Source organism: Cellulomonas avistercoris (assembly GCF_014836445.1).
Taxonomy (GTDB): domain Bacteria; phylum Actinomycetota; class Actinomycetes; order Actinomycetales; family Cellulomonadaceae; genus Cellulomonas; species Cellulomonas avistercoris.
Genome location: NZ_JACSQV010000001.1, coordinates 445,560 through 471,579 on the forward strand (window position 1 = coordinate 445,560; position 26,020 = coordinate 471,579).

Here is a 26,020-nt window from a genome sequence, read left to right on the forward strand (position 1 = left end):
TCGAACACCTGTTCGATCGTCTGCCCCGTCCGCGGCTCAGTGCCCACCGGCGCCGGTACGTCGGACGGCGCGACGCGGCGGGCCGCCCCCGTGGCCCACCGCGTCGCACCGCCCTCGGTCGTCAGGCGGCCGCGCAGGAGACGGTCGCGCCCGCCCCGTTGCCGGTCCCCTGGAACCCGAAGCCGGTGCTCTGACCGACCGCGAGCCGACCGTTCCAGTCGGCGTTCGTCACCGTGACCACGCCGGTGCTGGCACTGCCGCGCACACCGTTCCAGGTGTGCGCCACCCCGGCACCGCCGGGGAGCTGGAGAGTGACGACCCAGCGCTCGAGGTTCGCGCCCGCCGTCACGGTGACGTCGGCGACGAATCCCTCGCCCCACTGGTTCGCGACCTTGTACGTCGCCGTGCAGGCACCACCCGAGCCCTGCGTCGGGGTGGGCGTGGGGCTCGCGGTGGGCGTGACGGTCGGCGACGGCGTGGGCGTCGGGGTGACGCTGGGCGTCGGCGTCGGCGTCGGCGTCGGCGTCGGCGTCGGGGTGGGCGTCGGCGTCGGGGTGGGCGTCGGCTCGTTGAGCGTCAGGTTCTTCTGCTGGACCGTCCAGGCGGTGTTGCACAGCCCGCAGCTGGGCCCGACGAACGCGCGTCCGGCCTGCGTGTCACCCTTGAGCTGCCACCGGAACCACAGCTGGGCCGCGCGCCCGAACTCGCCGCCGTTCGTCTCGTGGTAGGTCCCACCGTGCCCGACGTTGAGGTTGCCCATGAAGGCCGGCAGGCCGGCGGGCAGCTTGCCCCAGTCGTCCATGGCGTTGGGGTAGGCGATGTCGCTCGGTCCGCCGATGAAGTAGCCGATCGGGTGGTCGAGCCGGCGCAGCTGGTAGTCGTCCGCGTCGTTGAGCAGGCCGCTGCTGAAGATCCCGGTGGTCGTGACACGGGGGTCACCCGACACGGCGTAGGCCTCGACGCCTCCGCACGAGAAGCCGGCGACGCCGATCTTGCTGGTGTCGAGACGGTTGAACAGGTTGCTCTGCCCGTTCGAGTTCTGCGCCACGGCCCAGTCCATCGCCTGCGTGAGCCATGCGGAGCTCGAGCTGCCGCTGCCGCCCGGGCGGCCGTTCGAGATGACGAGGAACCCGTGGGACGCGATCTCCTTGAGGAAGTTCTGCGCGGAGGTCCCGTCCGCCGAGCACGCCCCGTTGCTCCAGACGACGATCGGCATCCGCTCCGCCGGGAGGTTCGACGGTCGGTAGATCGTGTGGTTCGGCAGGGCGCTCGTCGTCGAGTAGTCGGCGGGGTACGGGCCCGACCCGCTCGGGGCGGCGGCCGCGGGCGTCAGGACCGCCGCGCCGACCAGGCCGCCGAGGGTCAAGGCGGCGGCGAGCGCCGCCCGTCCGATGGTGCGTCTCATGGGCTACCTCCAGGCTGTGGGCTTCTGCACCCATACCGTTGCCGCAGTCATGACAAATGTCGAGAAGTCCGGCGGCGGCGACCAGGGTCCTAATCGTTTCCGCGCGGAAGGCGGGCGGCAGCCACGGACAGCGGCGCCGCTGGGCACGTCAGCGGCGCGCCACCGGCGCGTCGGCCCGGCCACCGCGCGGGGGGGCCAGCGGGTCGTCGGGTGCCACGAAGTGCGTCACCCAGGACTCCGCCTCGGGCCAGAAGGGCGTCATGAGCTCCACGAGGCGCTCCTGCGCGAGCGGGCCCAGCGCCGTGTGGACCTCGAGGAACGTCTCGCGCGCCTCCGCCCGGGGCCACGACGGGGGCAGCAGGTGCTCCGGCAGGTCGGGGTCGGTGCCGGCGAACGTGCGCCAGGCGTCCATGACGGTCGCTCGCGCGACGAGCGCGCGTGCCGGGGTCACGCGGCCCGCGCGCACGTCGGCCCGCAGCGGCGCGTGCTCGGCGACGAACGCCCGGTACGCGTCCCCGAGCGCCTCCAGGTCGTAGGCCCCCTGCGGCCCCTGCGCCGCGGGGTCCTCGTCGAACCGTGCCCGCATGACCGTCCAGCGGGCGCCCACGACGTCGGCGAGCAGCTCGCGCAGGACGTCGCGCACCGTCGCGGGTTCCGGCGCCGGGCTGATCCACACGCTGTCGTAGAGCCGCGCGAAGCCGTGCTCCCCCAGCGCCTTGCGGACGGCGTGCCGGTGCGACTGGCCGGACTCCGGCAGGGAGTACGACACGACGAGCCACCGGCCGTCCCACCGCCGCGGCACCGCCCCGAAGGAGAGGAACGCGTGCATGACCGCACGGTGGTGCGCGATCACGTCGGCCCGCACGTGGTACGTCGTCGACCGACCCGCGCCCCGGGACGCGACGAGCCCGCGCCGCACCAGCCGTGCGAGCGCTGCTCGCGCGCTGCCGGCGCTGATGCCGAACTCACCCAGCACGGCCACGAGAGCCGCGGCCGGCATCAGGGCGTCGGAGGAGTCCAGGTACTCCCCCAGGACGGTCGCCAGCAGGTGCTGCGGTCGAGGACCCGCCTGCGACCGCGGGGTGTCCACCCCGCCGCCCGACGTCTGCGCTGTCACGCGGTCAACCTAGCGAAGCCGGCGCCACGGCGAGGGCCGCCCGCGCACGGTCGCCGGGCCTACCGCTCGAGGACGGCCGCCTCGTCGTCCTCGTCGACGTCCGCGTCGTCGTCGACCTCGTCCTCCTCCATCGGCGGGTCGACCGTGCGCAGCCGCGAGAAGATCGCCCACGCCACGGCGACGAGCGGCACCGAGATCACGGCGCCGAGGATGCCCGCCGTCAAGGTGCCTGCCGTCACCGCGAGCGCGACGACGACCGGGTGCAACGAGACCTGCTTGCCCATGATCAGCGGCTGCAGCACGTGGCCCTCGAGCTGGCCGATGAGCGCGATCCCGACGCCGACGGCCACCGCGGACCACAGGCCGTTGGCGGCGAGCGCGACGATCATCGCCACGACCATGGCGGCAGGCGCACCGATGAGCGGGATGAAGGCGCCGATGAGCACGAGCACGGCCAGCGGTGCCGCGAGCGGGACGCGCAGGACGCTCAGCAGGAGGAACGCGAGCATGCCGTCGGTGATCGCGATGATCACGGTGCCGCGCGTGTAGCCGGAGAACGTGTACCAGCCGGCGCCTCCCGCGGTCATCCAGGTGCCGCGCGCCCGGGCGGGCAGCTGGTTGAGGAACCACGTCCACATCTGCGTGCCACGCGCGAGGAAGAAGATGGTGCAGAACACCGCCAGGGCGAGCGCCGTGAACCCCTCGACGACCGTGCCGGCGCTGGCCGCGACCTCGCCCGCGAGGTCGCCGGCGTGGTCCTGGATCCACCTGACGGCGTTGTCGATCCACTCGGCGATCTGCGCGTTGGTGATGGTGAACGGCAGCGTGCCGCTCTCGAGGAAGTCGGTGATCTGGTTGATGCCGGTGGCGAACTGCTTGCTCAGGTCGTTCCACTGCGTGGCGATCGAGAAGACCACGTACGTGAGCAGCCCGACGAAGAACAGGATCCCGGCCAGCAACGACAGCGCGGTCGCCAGGCCGCGCGGCATGACGCGGGACATGAGCTCGACGAGCGGGCGCAGCACGGCCGTGAAGACCAGCGCGAGGAACACCGCGATGAACAGCAGCGTCACGCGCGACGTGGCGTAGAACACCACGACCACCGCGGCGAGCACCACGAGCAGGCGCCATGAGACGCCCGCCGAGCGGCGCAGCCACCGGGGGGCCGCGTCGTCCCGTCCGACCACAGCGGGGTTGCGCCTGCCACCGGCCACCTTGCGCGCCGTCGCGCTGATGGGGCCGGGTGAGCGTGTGTCGGACACGTCGACCATGCTGCGACCTCCACCCACGGGGAACCGTCAGGTGCAGTCTGCCCCCGGGTGGGGGCGGGTGCGCGGCGACCCTCCGGCGGACGTGCGCAGCGGTTGCCGATGCGGGGACGCCCCCCGCACCGTGGTATGTTCTCTGCCGCGCCGAGGTGCCCGCAAGGGCCCCGCGGACGCCCACCTGTCCGGGTGGCGGAATGGCAGACGCGCTAGCTTGAGGTGCTAGTGCCCGAAAGGGCGTGGGGGTTCAAGTCCCCCTCCGGACACTCGTTGAGACAGCGACGGCACGAGCCCTGATCCCCGCCGGGATCGGGGCTCTTGTCGTTCGTGCGACCGGCGTCCCTCCCGCTGGGGACGACGGGGCGCGGTGTGGCGCGGTGCGCAGCGTCACCCGCGTGCGGGCGCCGCGGTGTCCCGCCGACGACCTCGACCCACCTACGCTGTCCCGCGATGATCACTCGAGTCGAAGGGGCGTACCTGGGCGCGGTCCGGGCGTTCCAGAACCCCATGCTGGACCTGCTGCACAAGCGGCACGCTCCCCTGGTGGTCTCGCTGCTGTCGCTCGTCTTCACCGCGGAGCGCCCCTCGGTGCCCGTCGCGGACGCGCACACCGAGGTCGCGGACGCGCTCGACCAGCTGCGTGCGGCGGGTCACGGCGACGACCTGCCGGTGGGCTCCGCGCGCGACCTGTGCCGCCAGTGGGCCGACGCGGGCTGGCTGGTGCGGCACGTGCTGGACGACGACGTCGAGGTCTACCGGCTGTCGGCGCACGCGGTGGGCGCCCTCGAGGTCGCGGGCCGCGCGGGCGGGACGCGCGCACGCGTGTCGCAGTCGCGCGTGCGCACCGTGCTCGAGGCCGTCGAACGCCTCGCCCTGGACGCCGACCCGGACGTCATGGTGCGCATCGCACGCCTCGACACCGAGGTCCGACGTCTGCAGCAGGAGATCGCGCGGCTCGAGCGGACCGGTCAGGTCGACGAGGTCGACGACGAGGAGCTGCTCGAGGAGGCCGAGACGGTCGTGCACCTGGTGCGCGAGCTGCCGGCGGACTTCGCTCGCGTCGCCGAGTCGATCAAGGCGATGCAGCGCGACGTGGTCACGGCGCTGCGCCAGGACGCCCGCCCCACGGGCGAGGTGCTGCGCGAGTACCTGCGGCGCGGTGAGCAGGTGATGGACGCGACCCCCGAGGGCCGTGCGTTCGGTGGTGCGCTGCGGCTCCTGGGCGACCCCCAGCGGCTCGACGAGCTCGCCACGCAGCTCGAGACCGTGCTGCGGCACCGGTTCGCCGCGCGGCTGCCGTCGGCGCAGCGGGCGGACCTGCGTGAGCTGGTCCGCCGCATCGAGCAGGGCCTCGATCAGGTCTTCGCGGCGCAGCGCGAGGCGTCGTACGTCATCACGGCGCAGGTGCGCAACCACGACCCGTTGCGCGACCGCCAGGTCGACGACCTGCTGCGGGACGTCATGACGGGCATGCAGGCGTGGCTGCCGGGATCGCGGCGCGGGCAGGCCGTCGCGCCGTTGCGGCGCCTGCCGGTCGCGGACGTCGAGCACCTGCGCCGCACCCCGGACGACCTGCGACCGCCGCAGGCGCCGGACGCGCTGTCGCAGTGGGACGACGACGGCGACGTGAGCGACTCCGACGCGCGCGCGTGGGGCGGGCCGCGGTACGCCGACCTCGACGCGCACCTGGTGGAGTTCGCGGCCGGCTCGCCGCGGGTGGACCTGGCGGCGGCGTTCGGTGCCGCCCCAGTCGAGCTGCGCCGCCCGGTCGACCTGCTGGGCCTGCTGGAGATCGCGCACCAGCGCGGCATGACGGAGAGCGACGAGGTCGTGTTCGTCGACGCGGTCCGGCCGGACGGCACGCGCCGCCGGTTCGCGTTCGGCGCGGCCACGACGAGGACGAGGGAAGAAGGCGCATGACCGACACCGACGTCACGCACGACGACGCCGAGGTGCGAAGCGGCGGCTTCATCTCGCCCGTCGCGATGGAGGACGACCCGGCCGAGCTGTTCGCCGGTGACACGGGCACGCTCGACGCCGACGTGCGCCGGGTGCTGGTGCGCCTGCTGCAGCGGCGGTTCCTGCTCGCGGACCGCCACAGCGCCCAGTGGCGCACCCTGCTGGAGAACCAGCAGGTCGTCGAGTCGCGGCTGCACGACCTGTTCGTGCACCTCGTCGTCGACCACGACCGGGGCATCGCGTACAAGCGGCAGGTGCGCTCGGCCGAGCTCGACGTGCCGGTGCTGCTGCGCGACGAGCCGTACACGCGCGCCGAGACGCTCGTGCTCGTGCACCTGCGCACGGTGTTCCAGCGCGAGCGCGGCGCGGGCGAGACGTCGGCCCGCGTCGACGTCGAGGAGCTCGAGGCGACCGCGCTGACGTACTTCGACCCGGACGACACGAACGTCGCGGCGCACCAGCGCGAGATCCGCACGGCGGTCGCGCGGCTCGCGAAGGACGGCGTCATCGAGGAGGAGTCCGAGGGGCGCTACCGCGTGACGTCCCTGGTCGAGGTCGTGCTCAGCACCGAGCGGCTCACCGAGCTGCGGGCGTGGCTGCAGGCACGTCACGACGGGCAGGGTGACGAGGAGCCCGACGTGCCGACCGACGAGGTGGCCGCGGACGACGACGCTGACGACGCCGCTGACGAGGCAGGCACGGCCGACGCGGACGACGCGGACGACGACGAGGAGACGGCACCGTGACGATGGTGGACTCGCTGTTCGGGCTCATCCCCGCGGCGTCGACGGGCCAGCAGTGGGTCGCCCTGGACCTGCAGCTCGTCAACTGGGGTGGCTACGACGGGCACCACCGCGTGCGGCTGGCGTCGACGGCGACACTGCTGTCCGGCGGGTCGGGGTCCGGCAAGTCCACCCTGATGGACGCGTACATCGCGCTGCTCATGCCGCACACCACGCCGTTCAACGGCGCCTCCAACGGCGGTGTCGTGGGGCGGCCGCGCGGCAAGGACCAGCGCAACATCCTGTCCTACGCGCGCGGCAAGCTCGACGAGTCCCGCACCGAGGACGGCACCCGCCAGCGGGTCCTGCGCGGCGACGGCAAGGACACCTGGTCGGCGATCGCCATGACGTGGGCGGACCAGTCGGGCACGCGGTTCACGGCAGTGCGCGGCTGGTACGTCCCGTCGGTGGCGCGCACGCTCGAGGACGTCACGGCGGTCCGTGCGACGTGCGAGGGCCCCTTCGACCTGCGCGACCTCGAGCCCGCCGCCGCGCAGCGCCTGGCGCGCTCCGCGCTGACGGCCGCCGGGCTGACGTGCTTCGACACCGACCGCGAGTTCACCGCGCGCCTGCACTCGACGCTCGGGATCGGCGCCGCCGGCGACGGCGGCAAGGCCGTCGCGCTGCTCGGGCGCATCCAGGCCGGGCAGCAGATCACGACCGTCGACGCGCTGTACAAGTCGATGGTGCTGGAGGAGCCGGACACGTTCGCCACGGCGGACGCCGTCGTCGAGCAGTTCGACAAGCTCACCGGCACGCGCGAGCAGATGATCACCGCGCGCCAGCAGGTCAAGGCGCTGGAGTCGATCGCCGAGCACCGCGCCGCCATCGAGGGTGCGGCGGCCCGGTTGCGCGTCGTCGACGCGGTCGGCGGGTTCGACGACGGCACGTCGCCGGCGGCGCTGTGGCGGCACGAGCGGCGCCTGGTCCTGCTGCGCGACGTCGAGCAGGACCTGCGGCAGCGGCACGGCGAGGCCCTGCGGCTGGCCGCGGAGACCTCGGCGCGCGTCACGGCGGCACGTGTCGAGCTCGACGGCGTCAAGGAGACGCTCTGGGCGTCCGGCGGCGACCGGCTCGCCACGGCGCAGCGCGAACTGCGCGGCGTGGCCGCCCGCCTCGAGGAGGTCACGCGGGCCCGGGCGCGCCTCGACCAGGTCCTCACCTCGACGCTCGGGGAGACCGTCGCGTCGTCCGACGCCTTCACGGACCTGGTGGGTCGCGCGCGGCACGCGCTGGCCGACTCCGACGCCAAGGCGAGCGCCAGGCAGGCACTGCTCGACGCGATGTCCGAGCGCAAGGAGGCGTCGGTGGACCTGGCCGTGCTGCGGCGCGACCAGGCGGACGCCCAGCACCGGCACGACAACGTCCCCGCGGACCTGCACGCGACGCGCGCCGCGCTGGCGAAGGTCGCCGGTCTGACGACCGAGGACCTGCCGTTCGTCGCGGAGCTCATCGAGGTCCGCACCGAGCACGAGCCCTGGCGCGACGCGTTCAACCTGGCGCTCGGCGGGTTCGCCACCCTCATGCTCATCGACGTCGCCCACCTGCAGGCGTTCCGTCGCGCGATCGACACCGTCCGCACGAGCCGCCGCCTGCGGTTCGAGGGCGTCCCCACGGGCATGCGGGACGACGTCGGGCTCGACGGACGCACCCTGCCCGGCCGGCTGGACTACCGCCAGGGCCCGTTCACCGGCTGGCTGCGCAGCGAGCTGGCGTCGCGGTTCGCGTACGTCTGCGTCGACACCACGGGTGAGCTGGCGCAGCACGAGAAGGCGCTCACGCGCTCCGGGCAGGTCTCGGAGGGCCGGCGCGGGGCGCACGGCGGCCAGGGCAAGCCCAACGTCCTGGGGTTCACGAACACGCGTCGGCTGGCCGACCTGGACCGGCAGGTCGCCCGGGCCGAGGCCCGGCTGGCGGACGCCGAGGCACGCGTCGACGCCGCGGAGTCCGCGTGGGACCGGCACGACGCGACGCTGCGCGCGTACGCGGCGATCGTCGACCTCACGTGGGACCAGGTCGACGTCGCGGGGGTCGAGGCCGAGCGCGACCGGTGGGAGCGGCTCGTCGGGGAGGTCACGTCCGGCAGCCCGGACGTCGTGCGCCTCCAGCAGCGCGCCACCGAGCTCGAGGCGCAGATCCAGGACCTCACCGAGCAGCTGGGCCGCACCAAGGGCACGGCCACGGAGCTGGGCGCGCGCTGGTCGGCCACCACGGACGACGTCGACGCCGCGCAGGGCGCACTCGACGCCGCGCAGGACGCCGGCACGCGGCTGGACGCCGAGCAGCGCGGCTACCTCGCCGAGGTGCTGGGGACGACCGAGGTGGCGACCCCGCACGGTGACGGACCAGGGGTGGTGGGCGACCCCGCCGACGCCCTGGCCGCCTTCGACGGCGTCGTGGCGCGTGCCGCGGACCTCCTGCGCGCCGACCGGCAGAGCGCGCAGCAGACCGTCGCGACCGCGCGCGACGCGCTGCGGCGCACGTTCGAGACGTTCGCGGAGCGCTGGCCGGACCCGAACCTCGGCACCGACCCGGACGCCTCCTACGCCGACTACGCCCGGATCCTCGCGGAGCTCGAGGCACACGGGCTGCACGAGCTCGAGGCGGACTGGCGCACGAGCCTGCTGCGGCTGTCGGGCAACGACCTGGCGGACCTGCACAGCGCGCTGACGCGCTCGCTGCGCGAGATCAAGGAACGCATCCGCCCGGTGAACGAGATCCTCGCGGACCTGCCGTTCGCGGACGACGGGCACCGCCTGCGCATCGACGCGCGCGACACGCAGTCGACGGTCGTCGCACGGTTCCGCAAGGAGCTGCGGGACCTGCGCGAGGAGCTGTCGACCGAGGCGACGGACGCCGAGCGCGAGCGCCGTTACCACCGCATGGCCAAGGTGATCGACCGCATCCGGCGCTCGTCGCCCGACTTCGCCGACCTCGTCGACGTGCGTCGCCACGTGCGCCTGTCGGCCGAGAAGGTCGACCTCGCCGGGGACCACGTGGCGCTGTACGACCACATCGGGGAGAAGTCCGGCGGCGAGTCGCAGGAGCTCGTGGCGTTCATCGTGGGCGCGGCGCTGCGCTACCAGCTCGGCGACGCGGGTGCCGCGCGGCCGCGGTACGCCCCGGTGTTCCTCGACGAGGCGCTGATCAAGGCCGACGCCCGGTTCACGGGACGCGCCGTCGGCGCGTGGCGCGGCCTGGGGTTCCAGCTCGTCATCGGCGCGCCCAACGACAAGTTCAGCGCGCTCGAGCCGCACGTCGACCTCAAGTACGTCGTCCTGAAGGACACCGCGGGGCGGTCGCGGACCAAGCCGGTCGCGGGTGTCCCGCAAGAGACGGGACGGTCCTGATCGCGCCGCACACCGGGATACGCCCGCGTCCTGAAACTCCCCATGAAACTGACCAAACCCGCTAAGGTCATCGCGCTGATGTGCTGTTCAGGAAGTTCTTGAGGTGATTCTGTCGTGAGGTCCTTCGAGGATCTGGACCAGCTGGTCGGGGCCGTCCCCTTCGGCGTGGTGGCCGACCTCCGGACCGTCGACGCCGGCCGCGGCAGCCAGCCGCTGCACCGGCTCGTGCTGCCGGAGCTGCTCGAGGCCCTCGCCGGCCACGCGCGGACGGCGAGCACGGAGGCCTCCTGCGGGATGGACGGCATCGTCGTGAGCGACCGCACCCGCACGGCACAGGTCCTCGCCCGCCGGATCGACGGCCTGCGGGACCGGGACGAGCAGGAGCTCGCCGGGTACGGCGCGGCGCTCGACCACCTCGACGACCTCGACGAGGACCAGCGGCCCCGTGCGGACGTCGACCTCGTGCTCGACCTGCACCGCCTCCTCTTCCGGTTCACCCCGACCCCCGGCGGCCGGCTGCGGCAGGTCGAGAACGTCGTGGCCGGTGCAGCGCCGGACGGCGCACGGGTCAAGCGCTTCACACCGGTGCCCGTCGCCGCCACGCCCGCGCACCTCGACGAGCTCGTCGCGCGGTACCGCCGGGCCCAGGACGCGGGACGCCACCACCCGGTCGTCCTCGTCGGCCTGTTCACGCTCGACCTCCTGGCGATCCACCCGTTCGTCGCCGGCAACGGGCGCGTCGCGCGGATGCTGACGAACGCCCTGCTGCAGGACGCCGGGTACGACGTCACCCGGTACGTCCCGGTGGAGCCGGTGATGGCGCGGTCACCCGAGCGGTACTCCACGGCGCTCCTGGACTCGACGCACGACTGGCACCTCTCCCGGCACGACCCGTGGCCGTGGCTGCGGTACCTCGTGAGCGCCCTCGCGGACGTCACCACCCAGCTGGCCGCGCTCACGTCGAGCGCACGCCGTGCGGGAAGCAAGCAGGGACGCGTCCGCGACCACGTGCTGCACCACGCGCGCCCGCAGTTCCGGATCAGCGAGGTCCGTGCCGGGCTGCCCGACGTCTCGGACCAGACGATCCGCCTCGTCCTCGCCCAGCTCCGGACCGAGGGCCTCATCGAGGCCGACGGCGTCGGGCGCAGCGCCACGTGGAGCCGTCGCGGCTGAACGCCCTGGTCGAGGCCGGGACGACCGGTCAGGTCATGAGGCACTGCCACGTCGGCAGCGGCGGCCGCGGCCAGGACGGCGCGGAGCGACCGGGCCGATGGGTCTCGATCTCGTCGAGCCGCGCGGGCAGCTCGTCGACCGGGACCCGGTGCGTCGAGGCCACGGTCCCGGGCTCCCGGCCGCACAGCTCGACGAGGACCTCCCCCGGGGTGCGCGTCAACGTCACGGTCACGACGGGCTGCAGCGGGTGCCCCCGGCGCCACCCGCCGTGGCCCGTGCCGGTGAAGGACCACCCGCCGCGCGGGTCGAGCACGCCGTGCACGTCCCACGCCGCGTCGACGTACTCGGTGACGTCGCACAGGTCGGTGACCGCAGCCCGGTCCCCTGCAGCCTGCTCGCCAGCGCACGCAGCCGGTGCGTCCAGAACGTCCGTGCAGGGTGGCCGTCGAGCCGCAGGCCCACCGCCTGCGGGCTGCGCACGACGTCCCGGGCGGGCCGTGGCGTGAAGGTGATCGTGGGGCGTCGCGCCGCCAGGGGTCCGGTCCGCGTCGTGAGCGTCAGGACGTCGTCGAGGTCGCGCACGACCGTCCAGCCGCGCCACCGGGATCCCGCGCGCCCGGCACCGATCCCCGCGTCGACCAGCAGGCTGTCGGTCACCGCCCAGGCCGGCAGCGCGCAGCCGGCCCGGTGCCGCTCGACGTCGGGCAGGCGCGCGGCGAGCGTGGTCACGTCCACGTGACCGGACCAGTCCCCCGGCCCCGTGTCCCCCAGCACCAGGCAGAGCCCGCCGTCGCGCGACGTCAGGACGCGCGCGTGCACGGTGCCGGCTGCGCGCCACCGCCACTCCTCGGGCGCGGCTGCCACCCAGCCGCGGGACGACAGCAGGACCCCGAGATCCGCGACCGACGGGTCCGGGCACCTGACCACCGCGCCCTCGGCCCTCCGGCGGCTCGCCGTACTCGTCTCCCCCGTCGAGCCGACGGCGGCAGCGGCACCTCGCACCCGCGCTGCGTCGGCCGACGGTCCCCCCCGGGCGTCCGTGGCCATGTCGGCATTGTGACGGTCGCCCCACGGCACGTACACCCCCTTCGGGTGAGTCCGCGCACCCACCGTCCGGTGTGAACGACGTCCGACCGCAGCTGACGGCGCTCCTCGACCGAGCACCGGTCCGCTGCCAGAATCCCGTCATGACGACCTCGGCGCGTGACGCCTACGCCCGCGGTGCCGACGTCGCCGTCGACCTCGTGACGAGCGAGCAGGTCGCGAACGCCTGGGGCCGGCCGTCGGTGCTCGCGGGGATGAGCGTCGGCGAGCTCGCGGCGCACACCGAGGACCTGGCCGTGAGCCTGGGCAGCGACGTCCGCGCCCCCGCACCGACGCTCGAGGTGGCGGTGGACGTGCTCGTCGGTGCCGCCCGCCGCCGCCACGGCGACGGCGAGGTCCTGCACGCGCTCGCACGCCGGGAGCGGGACGCGAGCGAGGCACTGCGGGTGCTGTGAGGCGCGCGACGCTCGAACGGGTCACACATGCGACCACTTCCCGGGCCCAGCACCGCAGGTGTGACCACTTGCTCGGACGGTGCGGCGCCCGGCGACCGGACGTGCCCACGAGGGCGCGACGCCGGGACCGCTGTCGCCAAGGCGACCAGTTGCCGACCCACCCACCGGGGTCGCCGTTGACGCTAGGAGAGAGCGTCGCGGACCTGGCGCAGTTGGACGAGGAGCCCAGGCACGACGTCGTGCGCGGTGGACACGAGGACGTCGATGTCGGCAGACCAGTAGCCGTGCACGATCCTGTTGCGCAGTCCGGCGGCGCGACGCCACGGAAGCTCCGGGTGCTGCGACCGCGTCTCCTGCGATACCTGGCTCGCCGCCTCCCCGAGAACGGTGAAGTTCCAGAGCAGAGCCTCACGGACGGTGGCGTCCCGGTCGACGGCAGCCGCGTCCCGACCCGTGGTGAGCGCGGCAATCCGCGTAGCCGCATCGATCATCTCGACGACGAAGAGCAGGTCAGGCCGCGTAGAGCGCCCGGGCCTCCATCTCGATGCGCTCACGCAGCAGCGGATGCACCGCTCTGCGGGAGACGAGGTCCACCGGACGTCCGAGGATCTGCGACATCTCCTCGGCGGCGTCGATGACCTCCCAGGTCACGTGCCGCCCGGGGAGCAGGTCGTAGAGCACGTCGATGTCGGAGTCCGTGCGCTCCTCGCCACGCGCGACCGACCCGAAGACCTCGAGCCTGGCGAACCCGTACCTCGCGCACAGGTCGACCAGCGCACGGTACTGACGCTCGTCGACGTGGATCATGGCGACAGGCTAGCCGTCAGCCCGCCGCGGCGGGAGGTGCAGGCGCGCGCCCTCATCGGGCCGGCCAAGGCGACTGCGGTCCCCCTACTGGAAGTCCCGTGACGTGCTGCGGATCTTCAGCGACAACGGGCTCAGGTGCTCGGCCACGAGGTTCGTCGCGCCGTCGGCCTTCTCCAGCCGCCCGCGCACGACCATCGCCTTGGCGGTCCGGGCCGTGCGCCGGAACCTCTGCCACAGCCCGGCGGAGCACACGACGTTGATGAGCCCGGTCTCGTCCTCCAGCGACAGGAACGTCACGCCGTTGGCGGTGCCGGGGCGCTGGCGGTGGGTGACGACGCCGGCGACGGCGACACGGCGACCCTCCTCGGTGCGGAAGGCCTGCTCGACGGGCAGCACGCCGGCGGCGTCGAGGCCCTCGCGGACGAACTGCGTCGGGTAGGAGTCGACGGACACGCCGGTGGACCACACGTCGGCGGTCGCGACCTCCACGTCCGAGAGGCCGGGCAGGGTCGGCGCCTTCACGCCGACCGCGATGCCGGGCAGCGTGTCCGGGCCCTCCTGCGCGAGCGCGCCCGCGGCCCACAGCCCCGCGCGCCGGTCGACGCCGAGCGAGCCGAGGGCGCCTGCGGTGGCGAGCGCCTCGAGCTGGGGCGTGCTGAGCTGCACGCGCCGCACCAGGTCGTGCAGGTCGGTGAACGGTCCGCGGGCCGTGCGCTCGTCGACGAGCGCACGGGCGACGTCCTCGCCGATGGTCCGCACCTGCGTCAGGCCCTGCCGCACCGCGAGGGTGCGCACCGACCCCTCCCCGGTGCGCACCCCCACGGGTCGGGTCGGGCCGGTGCCGCTGGCCTGCGGCACCAGGCGTGGCTCCCCGCCCGGCAGCGGCGGCCCGGTGCGCTCGACGGCGGCGAGCACGTCGGACGCCAGCACGTCGGGCCGCAGCACCTCCACGCCGTGGCGGCGCGCGTCGGCGGCCAGCGACTGCGGTGAGTAGAACCCCATGGGCTGGGCGGCGAGGAGCCCGGCGTAGAACGCGGCGGGGTGGTGCACCTTGAGCCACGAGCTCGCGTAGACGAGGAACGCGAACGAGTACGCGTGCGACTCGGGGAACCCGAAGTCGGCGAACGCCTTGAGCTTGTCGAAGATCCGCTCGCGCACGTCGGGCCCGATGCCCTTGGCGGCCATGCCGGCCATGAGCCGCGCGCGGATCGCCTCCATGCGCTCCATCGACCGCTTCGACCCCATGGCGCGGCGCAGCTGGTCCGCCTCGGCGGGGGTGAAGTCGGCGACGTCGATGGCCATCTGCATGAGCTGCTCCTGGAACAGCGGCACGCCGAGGGTCTTGCCGAGCGACTTCTCCAGCAGCGGGTGCAGGTACGTGACGGGCTCACGTCCCTTGGCACGGTTGATGAAGGGGTGCACCGACCCGCCCTGGATGGGTCCGGGACGGATGAGCGCGACCTCGACGACGATGTCGTAGAACTTCTCGGGGCGCAGCCGCGGCAGCGTCCCCATCTGCGCACGGGACTCCACCTGGAACACCCCGACGGTGTCCGCGGCGGACAACAGCTCGTACACGGCCGGGTCCTCGTGCGGCAGCCCGTGCAGGTCGAGCGTGACGCCCTCGTGCTTCTCCACCTCGGTGAACGCGAGCCGCAGCGCCGTGAGCATGCCGAGGCCCAGCAGGTCGAACTTCACGAGCCCGGCGTCGGCGCAGTCCTCCTTGTCCCACTGCAGGACCGTGCGCCCCTCCATGCGCGCCCACTCCACGGGGCACACCTCGATGACGGGCCGGTCGCACATCACCATGCCGCCCGAGTGGATGCCCAGGTGCCGCGGCAGGCGCAGGAACCGCTCGGCCAGGTCGATGACGTGCTCGGGGATGTCCTCGGCGTCCGCGGCGGACGGCGGCAGGTGCTGCGGGACGACGTCGTGGTTGTCGGCGGTCGGGCGTCCCGGCGTCTCCGGGCCCACAGGCCCCGAGCGCGTCAGGTGCCACCACGGGCTCGGCTTCTCCTGACCCCGCAGGCTCCCCCACCGCTCGATCGACGAGCTCCACGCGTCCTGCTGCCCCACGTCGTACCCGAGGGCGCGCGCGGCGTCCCGCACCGCAGAGCGCGGCCGGTAGGAGATGACGTTGGCGACCTGGGCCGCGTGCGTGCGACCGTGCGTCGCGTAGACGTGCTGGATGACCTCCTCGCGGCGCGCGGACTCGATGTCGACGTCGATGTCGGGCGGGCCGTCGCGCTCGGGTGCCAGGAAGCGCTCGAACAGCAGGCCGTGCTTGACCGGGTCCACCGCGGTGACGCGCAGGACGTAGCAGACGGCGGAGTTGGCGGCCGAGCCGCGACCCTGCGCCATGATCCCGTTGCGCCGGCAGAAGTCGACGAGCTCGTAGACCACGAGGAAGTACCCCGGGAACCCGAGGTCCTCGATGACGCGCAGCTCGTGGTCGAGCTGCGCGTACGCACCGGGCACGCGCTCGGCGTCGCGTGGCCCGTACAGGTCGTGCGCGCCGCGCCGCACGAGCTCGCGCAGCCACGTCGCCTCCGTGTGACCGTCCGGCACCGGGTAGGGCGGCAGGCGCGGTGCGACGAGGGACAGGTCGAACGCGCACTCCGCCGCCAGGTCCGCGGCCGTCGTGACGGCGCTCGGGTGGCGCCGGTGCAGCTGCAGCATCTCGGCGGCCGACCGCAGGTGCGCGACGGGGGCGCCGGGCAGCCACCCGTCGAGGTCGTCGAGCGACGAGCGTGCGCGCACGGCCGCGAGCGCCTGCGCCAGGTCGGCGTCGCGCTCGGTCGCGTAGTGCACGTTGCCGGTCGCGACGAGCGGCAGGCGCGCGTCGGCGGCGAGCTCGGCGAGCGCGTCGGCACGATCGGTGTCGTACGCGTCGCCGTGCATCGTGGTCTCGACGGCGACGTTGTCGCGCCCGAACAGCGCGACGAGCCGGTCCAGCTCGGTGCGCGCAGCCGCGAGCCCACCGGGTGCCACGCCGAGGACGCCCGACGGGTCCCCGCCGGCCAGCGCCCGCCGCACCGCGCCCTTGCGGCAGCCGGTCAGGACGAGCCACTGACCCGCGGCCGCCTCGGCCAGCTCCTCCAGGTGGTACTCCGCGGCGCCCTTGCGCCCCGTGCGCAGGTGCCCCTCGGCGATCGCCCGGGACAGCGCGCGGTACCCGTCGGGGCCGCGCGCGAGCACCTGCAGGTGGCTCGCGCGGGGGTCGGGCACGCCCGTGGGGGCGTCGAGCACCGGCGGACCGGGTGCGGGGCGCTTCTCCCGCGGGTGCCGGCGCGGGTCGGGTGCGGGCAGGTGCAGCTCGGCGCCGAACACCGTGGGCAGGCCGACGGCGCGCGCGGCCTGCGCGAACCGCACGACGCCGTACAGCCCGTCGTGGTCGGTCAGCGCCAGCGCGCTCTGCCCCAGGCGGGCCGCCTCCGCGGCGAGCTCCTCCGGCTGGCTGGCACCGTCGAGGAAGCTGAACGCCGAGTGCGCGTGCAGCTCGGCGTACCGGGGCGGCCACTCCCCCCGCGCGGTGACCGGGCGACGCTCAGTCATAGTCGGCCTCGCACGTCCACGTCCCGGCGGTGTGCGTGAGCAGCACCGCGCCGCCGTCGTCGAAGGCGACCTGCAGGTGGGCGCGCACCTGCGGCGCGACGCCGGGGTGCGTCCACCAGCGGTCGCTCAGCAGCCACGGCCCCGCCCACCCGGCGACGACGCGCACGCGGTCGCTGCCGGCACCGGTCAGCACGCTGCCGGGCGGGCCGCTGAGCCGGCCGCGACGGTCGACGCGCACGGGTGCACCGTGCACGTCACGCACCTCGACGTGCACGGGGTCCACCAGCACGGTCGCGGGCGCGGGATCCGGCAGCCGGCCCGGCCAGGGCCGGTCGGCGGGACGCGGCGGGTCGCTCTGCTCGCCCCACGGCCGCACGTGCACCTGGTCGCGCACGTCGCGGCCTCCCTGCAGGGTCGCGGTCAGCACCCCCGGACCCCCGACGATGCTCTGCGCGCGTTCCAGGGCGCGGTGGGCGCGCAGGTCACCGCCCGACGGCCCGCCCCACAGCTGCGCGGCCTCGGCACCCGCCGGTGCGACGTCGAGCGCCGTGAGCGTCAGCCGGACCAGCGCGACGGGCGCCAGGTCGTCCTCGTCGCCCGGCGCGCGGACGTCGACCGGCGGCTGCGTCACGGACCACGCACCGCGGTCCCGGTCCCGCGCCTCACGCCGTCGGTCGCGGACCGTCGCGACGGCCGACGCGGTCAGCCACCCGTCGAGCTGCCAGCGGATCCGGTCGGTGATGCGGGCGGCCGCGAGCGCCCCCCACCCGCCCAGGTCGGTGCGCCACGTGCGCACCAGCTCGGTCCCGTCGTCCGTGCGGGCGGCGATCTGCAGGCGTCCGCACGTCACGGACCGGGCGACGAGGTCGGCGTGCAGCTGCTCGGCCAGGCGCCGCCCGGCGAAGGTCGCGGTGTCGACGCGCTCGACGGGCGGGTCCAGCTCGGTGCTCACCTCGAGGTCGGCCTCGGGCCGGCGCCGGGCGGGCGGGCGCTCGTCGAGACCGCTCGCGAGCGTGCGGGCCCACGTGCCGAGCCGGCCGAACCGCGCGTGCACGTCGGCCCCGGGCAGCGCGGCGAACGCCCCGAGCGTGCGCAGCCCCAGCCGGTGCAGCAGGTCGACCAGGCCCGCGACCTCCGCGGCCTGCTCGGGGGTGCTCGTCGCGTGGACGAGCTCGGTGACGCCGTGGGGTGCGAGGAACACCGCGGAGACCCCGGGCTCGACGACGGCGCCGGTGCGCGCGGCCAGGACCGCGGCGAGCAGCCCGTCCGCGGTCCCGACACCGCACTCGTGCCCCGTGGCACGCGCGACCGCGTCGACGATGCGCTCCGCGAGCGCCTCCTCCGAGCCGTGGTAGCGCGCCGCACCGCCCGCGGGCAGCAGGAGCAGCCCGGGACGCGCGACCTCGACACCCGCGACGACCGTCTCGGTCGCGGCCGCGACGGGCTCGAACAGCCGCACGTCGCGGGCGTCGTCGGCAGGCAGCAGCACGAGCTCGGGGCACACCCCCTGCGCCTGACGCCGCCGCATCCCGCGGCGCACCCCGTCGGCGCGCGCGAGCGCGGACACCGCGGTGACCCGACGCCCGTCGTGCACCGCCGCGGGCACGTCGACCGGGACCTCGTCGGCCACCATCGCCGCGACCACGGGCCAGTCGGGCACCCACACGACCGTCGTCCGCGTGCTCATCCGACCAGCCGCAACCCGCCGGCCGTCCGAGGACGACGGCGCACCGGGCCGGGCGGCACGTGCTCGCCCGGCGGCGAGAACGGCAGCACGACGTCCGCCGACGTGGGGACGGCGGCGCTGCCGCGACCCGTGCGGCGCACCTGCACCTCGCACGAGCGCAGGCGCCCGTCCCCCTCGCCTGCACCCGACCACCGGGCCGGGCCGGCGTCGAGCACGACGGCGGCACCGGGCCACGGCGCGGTGGTCAGGAGCGCGGCGCCGCGCTCACGGGCACGTGCGGACAGCCGGCGCCGGTCGGCGTCCGCGAGCGGCGTGTCCGGCCCCACGAGCACGACGTCGATCCCGTCGATCAGCGCGGCCAGCACGAGGGCGGCGTCGGCTCCGGGGTCGGGGACGAGCGCGAACCGCGCGAGGTCGACGCCCGCCTGCGCGGCGGCGAGCAGCCCGAGCCGCGGCTGCCCGACGGCGACCGCCCACGCCCCGGACGCGCACGCGTGCGCGAGGACGCCGAGCGCCAGCGACGTGGACCCGAGCACCGAGGTGGTCGCGCCGCGCCGCAGCCCGTCGGGCATCAGGTCGGCCAGCTGCGGCGGCACGGGCAGCGGTGGGCGCTCGCTGGTGAGCAGGGACGTGCGCCGGGGCGCGGCGGTCGTGGCGGCCGACAGGGGCGGGACGTCGGGCGCCGGAACGGTCGGGACGGGCGTCCCGGGACGCGCGTCGTCCAGGACGTCGAGCGTGCCGAGCACGCCCGTCCCCTCGAACGACGCCGGAGCGCCCGTCGCGGCCCGCATCGTCGAGCCCCCCGTGCTCGACGACCCCGGGGTGGACGTCCCCGTCAGCACCGAGCGCGCTCCGGTGCGACGTTCGGCTGCCGCGAGCGCCGCGCGCGCCCGCGCGGCCCGCTCCACGGTGCTCGTCCCCGTCACGCCACTCCGCCCTTCGCTCGCCTTGCGTTGCCACCGGGACGTCTTTCACCGGTGGGTGCAGCCGACGACGACCGATGCGCCGGACCGACGTCGATCGAACACATGTTCGATCATGTCAGTAGACGCCGACACCGAGGGGGTGTCAAACCGTCTGCGGAGCCGGCCGCGACGTCGCGCGGCCGCCCGCCCGCCGTTCACCCGTCCGGGCGTGGTCGAAGTGAGGCGGACCACGCGACGCCGACCTTCACCCCGGAGCGCTAGCATTTGATGGTTTCATCACACCGTCATCCCGGAGACCTCGTGCCCCTGCACGCCCTCGGTGTCGACCGTCCTCTCGCGGACGTCAAGGCCGACCTCTTCAAGGCCCTCGCCCACCCGGTGCGGGTGCGCACCCTGGAGCTCCTCGTCGTGCGCGACCGGCAGGTCAGCGAGCTGCTCGCCGAGCTCGGCCTCGAGGCGTCGCACCTGTCCCAGCACCTGGCGGTGCTCCGACGGGCCGGGGTCGTGACCGCGCACCGCTCCGGCAACGCCGTGCACTACGCGCTCGCGCTGCCCGCCGTCGCCGAGATGCTCGCGGCCGCCCGCACCGTCCTCGTCGACGCGGCGACGCGCCACCGGGACCGGCTCGACGAGACATCCCCCACCACCGACACCACCGCCTGACATGAGCCTCGACACCTTCGTCCCGGCCGCCCGGCGACGCCTGCTCGCGCTCGCCCCGCGACGTTCCGACTACGCCGACCTGCCGCGCTCGTGGCGGCACGACCTGCTCGCCGGGCTCACCGTCGCGATCGTCGCGCTGCCGCTCGCCCTCGGGTTCGGCGTCTCCTCCGGGCTCGGCGCCGCCGCCGGGCTCGTCACCGCCGTCGTCGCCGGCGCCGTCGCCGCGGTGCTCGGCGGCTCGCACCTGCAGGTCAGCGGGCCCACGGGCGCCATGGCGGTCGTGCTGCTGCCCGTCGTCGCCCGCCACGGCACCGAGGCCGTGCCGATCGTCGCGATCATGGCCGGCGGCCTGGTCGTGCTCGCCGGCGTCCTGGGCATCGGCCGCCTCGTCGCCTACATCCCCTGGCCCGTCGTCGAGGGGTTCACGTGCGGCATCGGCGTCGTGATCGCGCTCCAGCAGGTGCCCCTGGCGCTCGACACGCCACGCGCGGAGGGCGAGAACGCGGGCCTCGTCGCGCTGCGCACCATCGGCGGCACCGACTGGTCGCAGGCCGTCGTGCCGCTCGCCCTGGTCGCCCTGGTCGTCGCCGTCATGATCGTCCTGCCCCGGCTGCACAAGGGCACACCCGCCTCCCTGGTGGCCGTCGTGCTCGCCACGCTCGTCGCCGAGGTCGCCGGGCTCGACGTCGACCGCATCGGCGTCCTGCCCGACACCCTGCCCGGCCCGCACCTGCCGGTCGTCGACGTGGCCACCACCAGCGCGCTGTTCTCCGCCGCCCTGGCGGTGGCCGCCCTCGCCGCCCTGGAGTCGCTGCTGTCCGCGCGCGTCGCCGACGGCATGGCCGACGACATCGAGCGCACCCGGCCCAACCGCGAGCTGTTCGGCCAGGGTGCGGCGAACGTCGCGTCGGGCCTGTTCGGCGGACTGCCCGCGACCGGGGCGATCGCCCGCACCGCCGTCAACGTGCGCGCCGGCGGGCGCACCCGCGTCGCCGCCCTCACGCACGCCCTCGTGCTGGCCGCGATCATCTACCTCGCCGCACCCCTGGTCGGGCGCATCCCGCTGTCCGTGCTGGCCGGGGTGCTGCTCGTCACCGCCGCCCGCATGGTCGACCTGCCGACCGCGCGCGCGATCTGCCGGTCCGGGCGCTCCGGTGCGCTCGTGTTCTGCGTGACGCTCGCGGTGACGGTCGTGTTCGACCTCGTCATGGCCGTCGAGGTGGGGGTCGCCGTGGCGGCCGTCATGGCGCTGCGCGCGATGGCCCGCAGCAGCGGTCTGCACCGCGAGCCGATGCCGGAGGAGGCGCAGGAGTCCCAGGAGCAGCTCACCGCGGACGCCGGGCGCACCCTGCTGGACGAGCACATCGCGGTCTACCGCATCGACGGCGCGCTGTTCTTCGCCGACGTGCGCCGGTTCCTCGACGAGCTCGCGCTGGTCAGCGACGTGCGCGTCGTCGTGCTGCGGCTGGGCAACGTGCGCATGCTCGACGCGAGCGGCGCCAACGCGCTCGTCGAGATCATCGAGGACCTGCGCCGGCGCGGCATCGTCGTCCTGCTCAAGGGGCTGCGACCCGAGCACCGGCAGCTCGCGGAGAGCCTCGGCGTCATCGCCGCGCTCGCCGACGAGCGACACCTGTTCGACGACCTGGACGACGCGCTCGCGCACGCCCGCGCGCACGTGCGCCGGTCCCTGCGCACCGCCAGGATGGGCTGACCCCCCGGCGACCGGCGCCGGGCCGTCGACGGAGGTCGCCGTGGCAACGTCCCTCACCCGTCCGGTCGCTCCCGAGCCCTACGCGCTGCTGCCCCCCGTGCCGTCCTTCACGATCACGAGCGCCGACTGGGTGCACGGCGCCCCGGTCCCCGACGTGCACACCCACACCGACGCCGGGCAGGACGTCTCGCCGCAGCTGTCGTGGTCCGGGTTCCCCGAGGGGACTGCAGGGTTCGCGGTCAACGTCTTCGACCCCGACGCGCCGGGCGTCGCGGGCTGGTGGCACTGGACGGTGCTGGGCCTGCGCCCGGACGTCACGTCGCTCGACCGCGACGCCGGCCGCCCCGACGGCTCGGGCCTGCCGGCCGGCGCGTTCCACCTGCGCGGCGACGACGGTGTGGCGGGGTAGGTCGGCAGCGCCCCGCCCCCGGGCGACCAGGTGCACCGCTACTACGTCGCCGTGCACGCGCTGGACACCGCGGACCTCGGCCTGACGCCGGACACGCCCCCCGGTGCCGCGAGCTGCGCGCTCGTGTTCCACACGCTCGCACGCGCCGTCCTCATGGGCACCTACCAGCGCTGACGCCCCCGCCACGGCGTCCCGGCACGTCGCCGGGTAGCCTGCCGCGCATGACCACCACGCTCGGGACGCTCACCTGGGAGCGCGCCGTCGACCGTCCGGACCTGCTGGCCACGGCCACGCACGCCATGATCAGCGGGTGGGCCGCCGTCGATCCGGAGGTCGCCGACGCCGTGCTCGTCGCCGCCATCGACCCCGAGCTCGCCGACACCGCGGCCATGACCGACGCCTACGCGCTGCCGCTGTCGGCGTCGGTCAACTGCGTCCTCGTCGCCGGCCGGCGGGCCGGTGAGGAGCGGACCGCCGCGTGCCTCGTGCGGGCCACGACGCGAGCGGACGTCAACAACGCGGTCAAGCGCCTGCTCGACGTCCGCAAGGCGTCGTTCCTGCCGATGGATCGCGCGACGGCCGAGTCGCAGATGGAGTACGGCGGCATCACGCCGCTCGGCCTGCCCGCGGGGTACCGGGTGCTGGCCGACGCCGGTGTGGCCGACGACGACCCGCACGCCGGGGGCACCGTCATCATCGGCAGCGGCGTGCGCCGCTCGAAGATCGCGCTGCCCGGTGCGCTGCTGGTGCGTGCCCCCGGCGTCGAGGTGGTCGAGGGGCTCGCGATCGGCTGAGGACCGCGGCGTACCCGGCTCCCCTGAGGCCGTCCGAGCTCCGCAGTAGCCTCGAGCATGACCGCCGTCCGGTGGCCCGGTGCGCTCGCGTGGCGCCTGGGCCGGCACCACCTGGAGCCCTCGGCGACGACGTCCGTCGCCGACGTCGTCGCGGACCTCGGCGCCGTCGCGGCCCAGCTGGACCCGTCGGCCGCCGAGCTGGGCGTGCGTACCCGGTTGCGCGACTCACGACCGGGCGACGTCGACCGCGCGCTGGCGGACGGCTCCCTGGTGCGGACGTTCGCGTTCCGGGGGGCCACCCACCTCATGACCCCGGAGCAGGCAGCCGTGCACCTGGCGCTGCGGGCCTCGACGCGCATGTGGGAGCGGTCGTCGTGGCAGGAGTACTACCGGCTCGCCCCCGGCGACTGGCCGGCGCTCGGGGTGGCGGTGCACGAGGCGCTGGCACCGGGCCCGCTGACGCGCACGGACCTGGCCGCAGCCGTGACCGCGCACCCTGCGTACCGTCACCTCGGGACCGCGTTCACCGACCCCCAGGCGACCTTCCTCAAGGCGCTCGCGTGGCAGGGTGTCCTGAGCCTGGGTCCGGGCGGTGGCCCGCTGACGCTGCAGGCGCTCGGCACGAACCCGCGCTGGACGGGACTGCCGGACGTCGACGAGGCTGGCCCACGCGCGGTCGAGGCGTACCTGCACACCTACGGGCCGGCGACGCCGGAGCACCTGCGCTACTGGCTCACGCAGGGGCTCGGCGTGCGTTTCTCCGCCGTCCGCGGCTGGCTCCGTGCGCTCGGCGACCGCGTGAGCCGCGTCGACGTCGACGACGAGCCGATGCTCGTCCTGCGTGACGACGTCCCGGCCCTGGCCGCCTCGGCCCCGACGGACGTCGTGCGGCTGCTCCCCCAGTACGACCAGTGGGTCCTGGGCCCGGGCACCGCAGACATCCACGTCGTGCCGGCGGACCTGCGAGCCGCCGTGAGCCGCGGTGCGCGCGTCGTGGTCGTCGGCGGCGTCGTGGCGGGCACGTGGACGATCACGGACGGGACCGTCGTCGTCACGTGGCGGCCGGGCACCGACCCTCGGGACGGCGACGTCGTCGCCGAGGTCGACCGTCTCGCCGGGCTGCTGGGGCGCTAGCGTGCAGGAAGGACTCGATCCACGCGGAGGAGCGACATGGCCGACCGACAGCCCGAGCTGCTCGTGCACATGATCGAGGAGTACCGCGCCACCTGGGGCACGCCGACCTGCTGCGCGAGCGGATCGACGGTCGCATCGGCCAGTGACCGCGGCCGTCGGCGGGCGGCGCGGCAGGCGCGCCCGGCCGACGCGAGCACGACGCCCGGTGCGATGCTGGCGCCTGCGCCGGGCGTGGCGGCCTCGACGGTCCCGCGACCGGCCCGCCCACGACACCCAGGAGATCCACGATGACGACACCGCTGCACGTGCCCGCCGTCCCCTTCGCGCTGGTGCCCTCGGCCGGCTCCGCGTGGGTGGTGGACGCCGTGCCGGGCACCGTGCGGGTGACCGCGCCGCCGCGCACCGACGTCTTCCTCGACCCGCGCGACGGCATCTCGTCCGACTCGGAGGGCGTCCTCAACGCCCCCACGCTGCTGGGCACCCCGCCGGCGGGCGACTTCCAGCTGACCGCGCGCGTCACGGTCGACTTCGCCGCGACGTTCGACGCCGGGGTGCTGCTGCTGCACGTCGACGACCGGCACTGGGGCAAGCTCTGCTTCGAGTACTCGCCCGACGGCGTCCCGCTCATCGTCTCCGTCGTCACGCGCGGCGTCTCGGACGACGCCAACGGGTTCGCGGTCGACGGCAACCAGGTGTGGCTGCGCGTGTCGCGCATCGGCGGGGCGTACGCGTACCACGCGTCGCTCGACGGCACGCGCTGGTCGCTGGTCCGGCACTTCGCGCTGGACGACCCGCAGGGTGTGGTGACGGTCGGCTTCGAGGGTCAGTCCCCCACGGGCGACGGGTGCGCGGTGACGTTCGACCGGATCGGCTTCACGCCGACCCGCCTGGGCGACCTGCGCGACGGGTCCTGAGCGTCGGGCGGCCCGGGTGCTCGCTCAGACCCGGGTCGCCCAGAACGCCACGGCCGCGGCCGCCGCGACGTTGAGGGAGTCGACTCCCCCGGCCATCGGGATGCGCACGGTCAGGTCGCCCGCGGCGAGCGTCGCGGGCTTGAGCCCGTCCCCCTCGGCCCCGAGGACCAGCGCGAGACGCTCGGGAGGGTGCGCCACCAGGTCGTCGAGCGACACCGCGTCGTCGGACAGCGCGAGCGACGCGGTGACGAACCCGGCCTCGCGCAGCGTCGTCACGCCCTCGGGCCAGGGCTCGATGCGGGTCCACGGCACCTGGAAGACCGCCCCCATCGACACGCGCACCGCACGTCGGTACAGCGGGTCGGCGCAGCGGGGCGTCACGAGGACGGCTTCGACGCCCAGAGCCGCGGCGGACCGGAAGGCGGCGCCGACGTTCGTGTGGTCGACCAGGTCCTCGAGCACCGCGACCCGGCGGGCACCGGTGCCGCCGCGCGCCGACGCGAGGACGTCGGCGACCGCCGGGAGGTCCGGGCGGTGCATGGCCGCGAGCGCGCCGCGGTGCACGTGGAAGCCCGTGATGGCCTCGAGCACGGGGTCCTCGGCGACGTGCACGGGGACGGTGCCGTCGACGGGCGAGGCCGCGAGCATCTCCGCCACGGCGGGCAGCCACCGTGGCGCCAGCAGCACGGACCGGGGGCGGTGCCCCGCCTGCAGCGCACGGGCCAGGACCGTCGAGCTCTCGGCGATGTACAGGCCGTTCGCGGACTCGACCCGAGTACGCAGCGCCACGTCGGTGAGCCCGACGTAGTCGGTCAACCGGGGGTCGTCGCGGTCGGTGACGGGCTGGACGTCGGGGTGGAGCACGCG

21 protein-coding genes, 1 tRNA gene and 1 pseudogene are annotated in these 26,020 nt (G+C 74.9%); 12 read left to right on the plus strand and 11 right to left on the minus strand.

The window, feature by feature from the left end; genetic code table 11:
- Positions 1-121: 121 nt before the first annotated feature.
- The 3 genes from H9657_RS02070 to H9657_RS02080 form a co-directional block, all read right to left on the minus strand.
- The gene (locus H9657_RS02070) at positions 122-1,405 is read right to left on the minus strand and encodes a cellulose binding domain-containing protein (protein WP_191779799.1); all 1,284 of its coding nucleotides are present in this window, start codon (positions 1,403-1,405) and stop codon (positions 122-124) included.
- 148 nt (positions 1,406-1,553) lie between these two features.
- Positions 1,554-2,522, minus strand: coding sequence for a PaaX family transcriptional regulator (locus tag H9657_RS02075; RefSeq protein WP_318241231.1), 969 nt, complete (start codon positions 2,520-2,522; stop codon positions 1,554-1,556).
- Between the two features lie 59 nt (positions 2,523-2,581).
- Positions 2,582-3,793: an AI-2E family transporter gene (locus H9657_RS02080; protein WP_191779801.1), complete on the minus strand. Its 1,212-nt coding sequence runs from the start codon at positions 3,791-3,793 to the stop codon at positions 2,582-2,584.
- A 177-nt stretch (positions 3,794-3,970) separates the two neighbouring features.
- Here H9657_RS02080 and H9657_RS02085 point away from each other — a divergent pair.
- The 5 genes from H9657_RS02085 (at position 3,971) to H9657_RS02105 (ending at position 11,051) form a co-directional block, all read left to right on the plus strand.
- Positions 3,971-4,053 (plus strand) — tRNA-Leu (locus H9657_RS02085).
- Positions 4,054-4,237: 184 nt separating this feature from the next.
- Positions 4,238-5,707 carry a DUF3375 domain-containing protein gene (locus tag H9657_RS02090; protein WP_191779803.1) on the plus strand — a complete coding sequence of 490 codons (1,470 nt, stop codon included), beginning with the start codon at positions 4,238-4,240 and terminating at the stop codon, positions 5,705-5,707.
- A complete protein-coding gene (locus H9657_RS02095) occupies positions 5,704-6,492 on the plus strand; it encodes a DUF4194 domain-containing protein (RefSeq protein WP_191779806.1) in 789 nt (262 codons plus the stop codon). Before H9657_RS02090 ends, H9657_RS02095 begins: the two co-directional genes overlap by 4 nt.
- Positions 6,489-9,878 (plus strand): ATP-binding protein, encoded by a 3,390-nt coding sequence (locus H9657_RS02100; RefSeq protein WP_191779808.1) that lies wholly within the window; start codon positions 6,489-6,491, stop codon positions 9,876-9,878. The genes H9657_RS02095 and H9657_RS02100 overlap by 4 nt, the downstream gene beginning before the upstream one ends.
- Positions 9,879-9,992: 114 nt before the next feature.
- Positions 9,993-11,051 (plus strand): Fic family protein, encoded by a 1,059-nt coding sequence (locus H9657_RS02105; protein WP_191779810.1) that lies wholly within the window; start codon positions 9,993-9,995, stop codon positions 11,049-11,051.
- A gap of 28 nt (positions 11,052-11,079) precedes the next feature.
- On the opposite strand, the gene H9657_RS02110 is transcribed toward H9657_RS02105, so the two are convergent.
- Together H9657_RS02110 and H9657_RS02115 are read right to left on the minus strand one after the other, a co-directional pair.
- Positions 11,080-11,283 carry a hypothetical protein gene (locus tag H9657_RS02110; protein WP_191779812.1) on the minus strand — a complete coding sequence of 68 codons (204 nt, stop codon included), beginning with the start codon at positions 11,281-11,283 and terminating at the stop codon, positions 11,080-11,082.
- A complete protein-coding gene (locus H9657_RS02115) occupies positions 11,280-12,098 on the minus strand; it encodes a hypothetical protein (protein ID WP_191779814.1) in 819 nt (272 codons plus the stop codon). The genes H9657_RS02110 and H9657_RS02115 overlap by 4 nt, the downstream gene beginning before the upstream one ends.
- A 140-nt stretch (positions 12,099-12,238) precedes the next feature.
- Between H9657_RS02115 and H9657_RS02120 the strand changes: the two genes are divergently transcribed.
- A complete protein-coding gene (locus H9657_RS02120) occupies positions 12,239-12,550 on the plus strand; it encodes a hypothetical protein (RefSeq protein ID WP_191779816.1) in 312 nt (103 codons plus the stop codon).
- A gap of 182 nt (positions 12,551-12,732) precedes the next feature.
- On the opposite strand, the gene H9657_RS02125 is transcribed toward H9657_RS02120, so the two are convergent.
- The 5 genes from H9657_RS02125 to H9657_RS02145 form a co-directional block, all read right to left on the minus strand.
- The gene (locus H9657_RS02125; RefSeq protein ID WP_191779818.1) at positions 12,733-13,041 is read right to left on the minus strand and encodes a HepT-like ribonuclease domain-containing protein; all 309 of its coding nucleotides are present in this window, start codon (positions 13,039-13,041) and stop codon (positions 12,733-12,735) included.
- A 19-nt stretch (positions 13,042-13,060) separates the two neighbouring features.
- The gene (locus H9657_RS02130; RefSeq protein ID WP_191779820.1) at positions 13,061-13,357 is read right to left on the minus strand and encodes a nucleotidyltransferase family protein; all 297 of its coding nucleotides are present in this window, start codon (positions 13,355-13,357) and stop codon (positions 13,061-13,063) included.
- Positions 13,358-13,441: 84 nt separating this feature from the next.
- The gene (locus H9657_RS02135; protein WP_191779822.1) at positions 13,442-16,912 is read right to left on the minus strand and encodes an error-prone DNA polymerase; all 3,471 of its coding nucleotides are present in this window, start codon (positions 16,910-16,912) and stop codon (positions 13,442-13,444) included.
- The gene (locus tag H9657_RS02140) at positions 16,905-18,599 is read right to left on the minus strand and encodes a DNA polymerase Y family protein (RefSeq protein ID WP_191779824.1); all 1,695 of its coding nucleotides are present in this window, start codon (positions 18,597-18,599) and stop codon (positions 16,905-16,907) included. The genes H9657_RS02135 and H9657_RS02140 overlap by 8 nt, the downstream gene beginning before the upstream one ends.
- Positions 18,596-19,525, minus strand: a complete 930-nt coding sequence (locus tag H9657_RS02145) for a hypothetical protein (RefSeq protein ID WP_191779826.1) — start codon at positions 19,523-19,525, stop codon at positions 18,596-18,598. The genes H9657_RS02140 and H9657_RS02145 overlap by 4 nt, the downstream gene beginning before the upstream one ends.
- A gap of 300 nt (positions 19,526-19,825) precedes the next feature.
- Between H9657_RS02145 and H9657_RS02150 the strand changes: the two genes are divergently transcribed.
- The 6 genes and pseudogenes from H9657_RS02150 (at position 19,826) to H9657_RS02175 (ending at position 25,153) form a co-directional block, all read left to right on the plus strand.
- The gene (locus tag H9657_RS02150; RefSeq protein WP_318241232.1) at positions 19,826-20,188 is read left to right on the plus strand and encodes an ArsR/SmtB family transcription factor; all 363 of its coding nucleotides are present in this window, start codon (positions 19,826-19,828) and stop codon (positions 20,186-20,188) included.
- A gap of 1 nt (position 20,189) precedes the next feature.
- Positions 20,190-21,902 carry a SulP family inorganic anion transporter gene (locus H9657_RS02155; RefSeq protein WP_191779831.1) on the plus strand — a complete coding sequence of 571 codons (1,713 nt, stop codon included), beginning with the start codon at positions 20,190-20,192 and terminating at the stop codon, positions 21,900-21,902.
- Positions 21,903-22,056: 154 nt separating this feature from the next.
- Positions 22,057-22,485 (plus strand): annotated as a pseudogene (locus H9657_RS02160) (YbhB/YbcL family Raf kinase inhibitor-like protein).
- A gap of 47 nt (positions 22,486-22,532) precedes the next feature.
- A complete protein-coding gene (locus tag H9657_RS02165) occupies positions 22,533-23,105 on the plus strand; it encodes a YbaK/EbsC family protein (protein WP_191779833.1) in 573 nt (190 codons plus the stop codon).
- Positions 23,106-23,162: 57 nt separating this feature from the next.
- Entirely contained in the window at positions 23,163-24,239 is a 1,077-nt protein-coding gene (locus H9657_RS02170) for a DNA glycosylase AlkZ-like family protein (RefSeq protein WP_191779835.1), read from the plus strand.
- Between the two features lie 287 nt (positions 24,240-24,526).
- Complete coding sequence (locus H9657_RS02175; protein ID WP_191779837.1) at positions 24,527-25,153, plus strand: DUF1349 domain-containing protein; 627 nt, start codon at positions 24,527-24,529, stop codon at positions 25,151-25,153.
- A 24-nt stretch (positions 25,154-25,177) separates the two neighbouring features.
- Here the strand turns inward: H9657_RS02175 and H9657_RS02180 are convergent, their stop codons facing one another.
- Complete coding sequence (locus H9657_RS02180; RefSeq protein ID WP_191779839.1) at positions 25,178-26,017, minus strand: TrmH family RNA methyltransferase; 840 nt, start codon at positions 26,015-26,017, stop codon at positions 25,178-25,180.
- Positions 26,018-26,020 lie beyond the last annotated feature (3 nt).

Excerpts from the sequence above, each read along its gene's own strand:
- H9657_RS02115 (WP_191779814.1), bottom strand. The coding sequence starts at position 12,098 with ATGGCCACGGACGCCCGGGGGGGACCGTCGGCCGACGCAGCGCGGGTG.
- H9657_RS02175 (WP_191779837.1), top strand. The coding sequence starts at position 24,527 with ATGACGACACCGCTGCACGTGCCCGCCGTCCCCTTCGCGCTGGTGCCC.
- H9657_RS02155 (WP_191779831.1), top strand. The coding sequence starts at position 20,190 with ATGAGCCTCGACACCTTCGTCCCGGCCGCCCGGCGACGCCTGCTCGCG.
- H9657_RS02130 (WP_191779820.1), bottom strand. The coding sequence starts at position 13,357 with ATGATCCACGTCGACGAGCGTCAGTACCGTGCGCTGGTCGACCTGTGC.
- H9657_RS02165 (WP_191779833.1), top strand. The coding sequence starts at position 22,533 with ATGACCACCACGCTCGGGACGCTCACCTGGGAGCGCGCCGTCGACCGT.
- H9657_RS02125 (WP_191779818.1), bottom strand. The coding sequence starts at position 13,041 with ATGATCGATGCGGCTACGCGGATTGCCGCGCTCACCACGGGTCGGGAC.
- H9657_RS02170 (WP_191779835.1), top strand. The coding sequence starts at position 23,163 with ATGACCGCCGTCCGGTGGCCCGGTGCGCTCGCGTGGCGCCTGGGCCGG.
- H9657_RS02120 (WP_191779816.1), top strand. The coding sequence starts at position 12,239 with ATGACGACCTCGGCGCGTGACGCCTACGCCCGCGGTGCCGACGTCGCC.
- H9657_RS02095 (WP_191779806.1), top strand. The coding sequence starts at position 5,704 with ATGACCGACACCGACGTCACGCACGACGACGCCGAGGTGCGAAGCGGC.
- H9657_RS02135 (WP_191779822.1), bottom strand. The coding sequence starts at position 16,912 with ATGACTGAGCGTCGCCCGGTCACCGCGCGGGGGGAGTGGCCGCCCCGG.
- H9657_RS02080 (WP_191779801.1), bottom strand. The coding sequence starts at position 3,793 with ATGGTCGACGTGTCCGACACACGCTCACCCGGCCCCATCAGCGCGACG.
- H9657_RS02090 (WP_191779803.1), top strand. The coding sequence starts at position 4,238 with ATGATCACTCGAGTCGAAGGGGCGTACCTGGGCGCGGTCCGGGCGTTC.
- H9657_RS02070 (WP_191779799.1), bottom strand. The coding sequence starts at position 1,405 with ATGAGACGCACCATCGGACGGGCGGCGCTCGCCGCCGCCTTGACCCTC.
- H9657_RS02140 (WP_191779824.1), bottom strand. The coding sequence starts at position 18,599 with ATGAGCACGCGGACGACGGTCGTGTGGGTGCCCGACTGGCCCGTGGTC.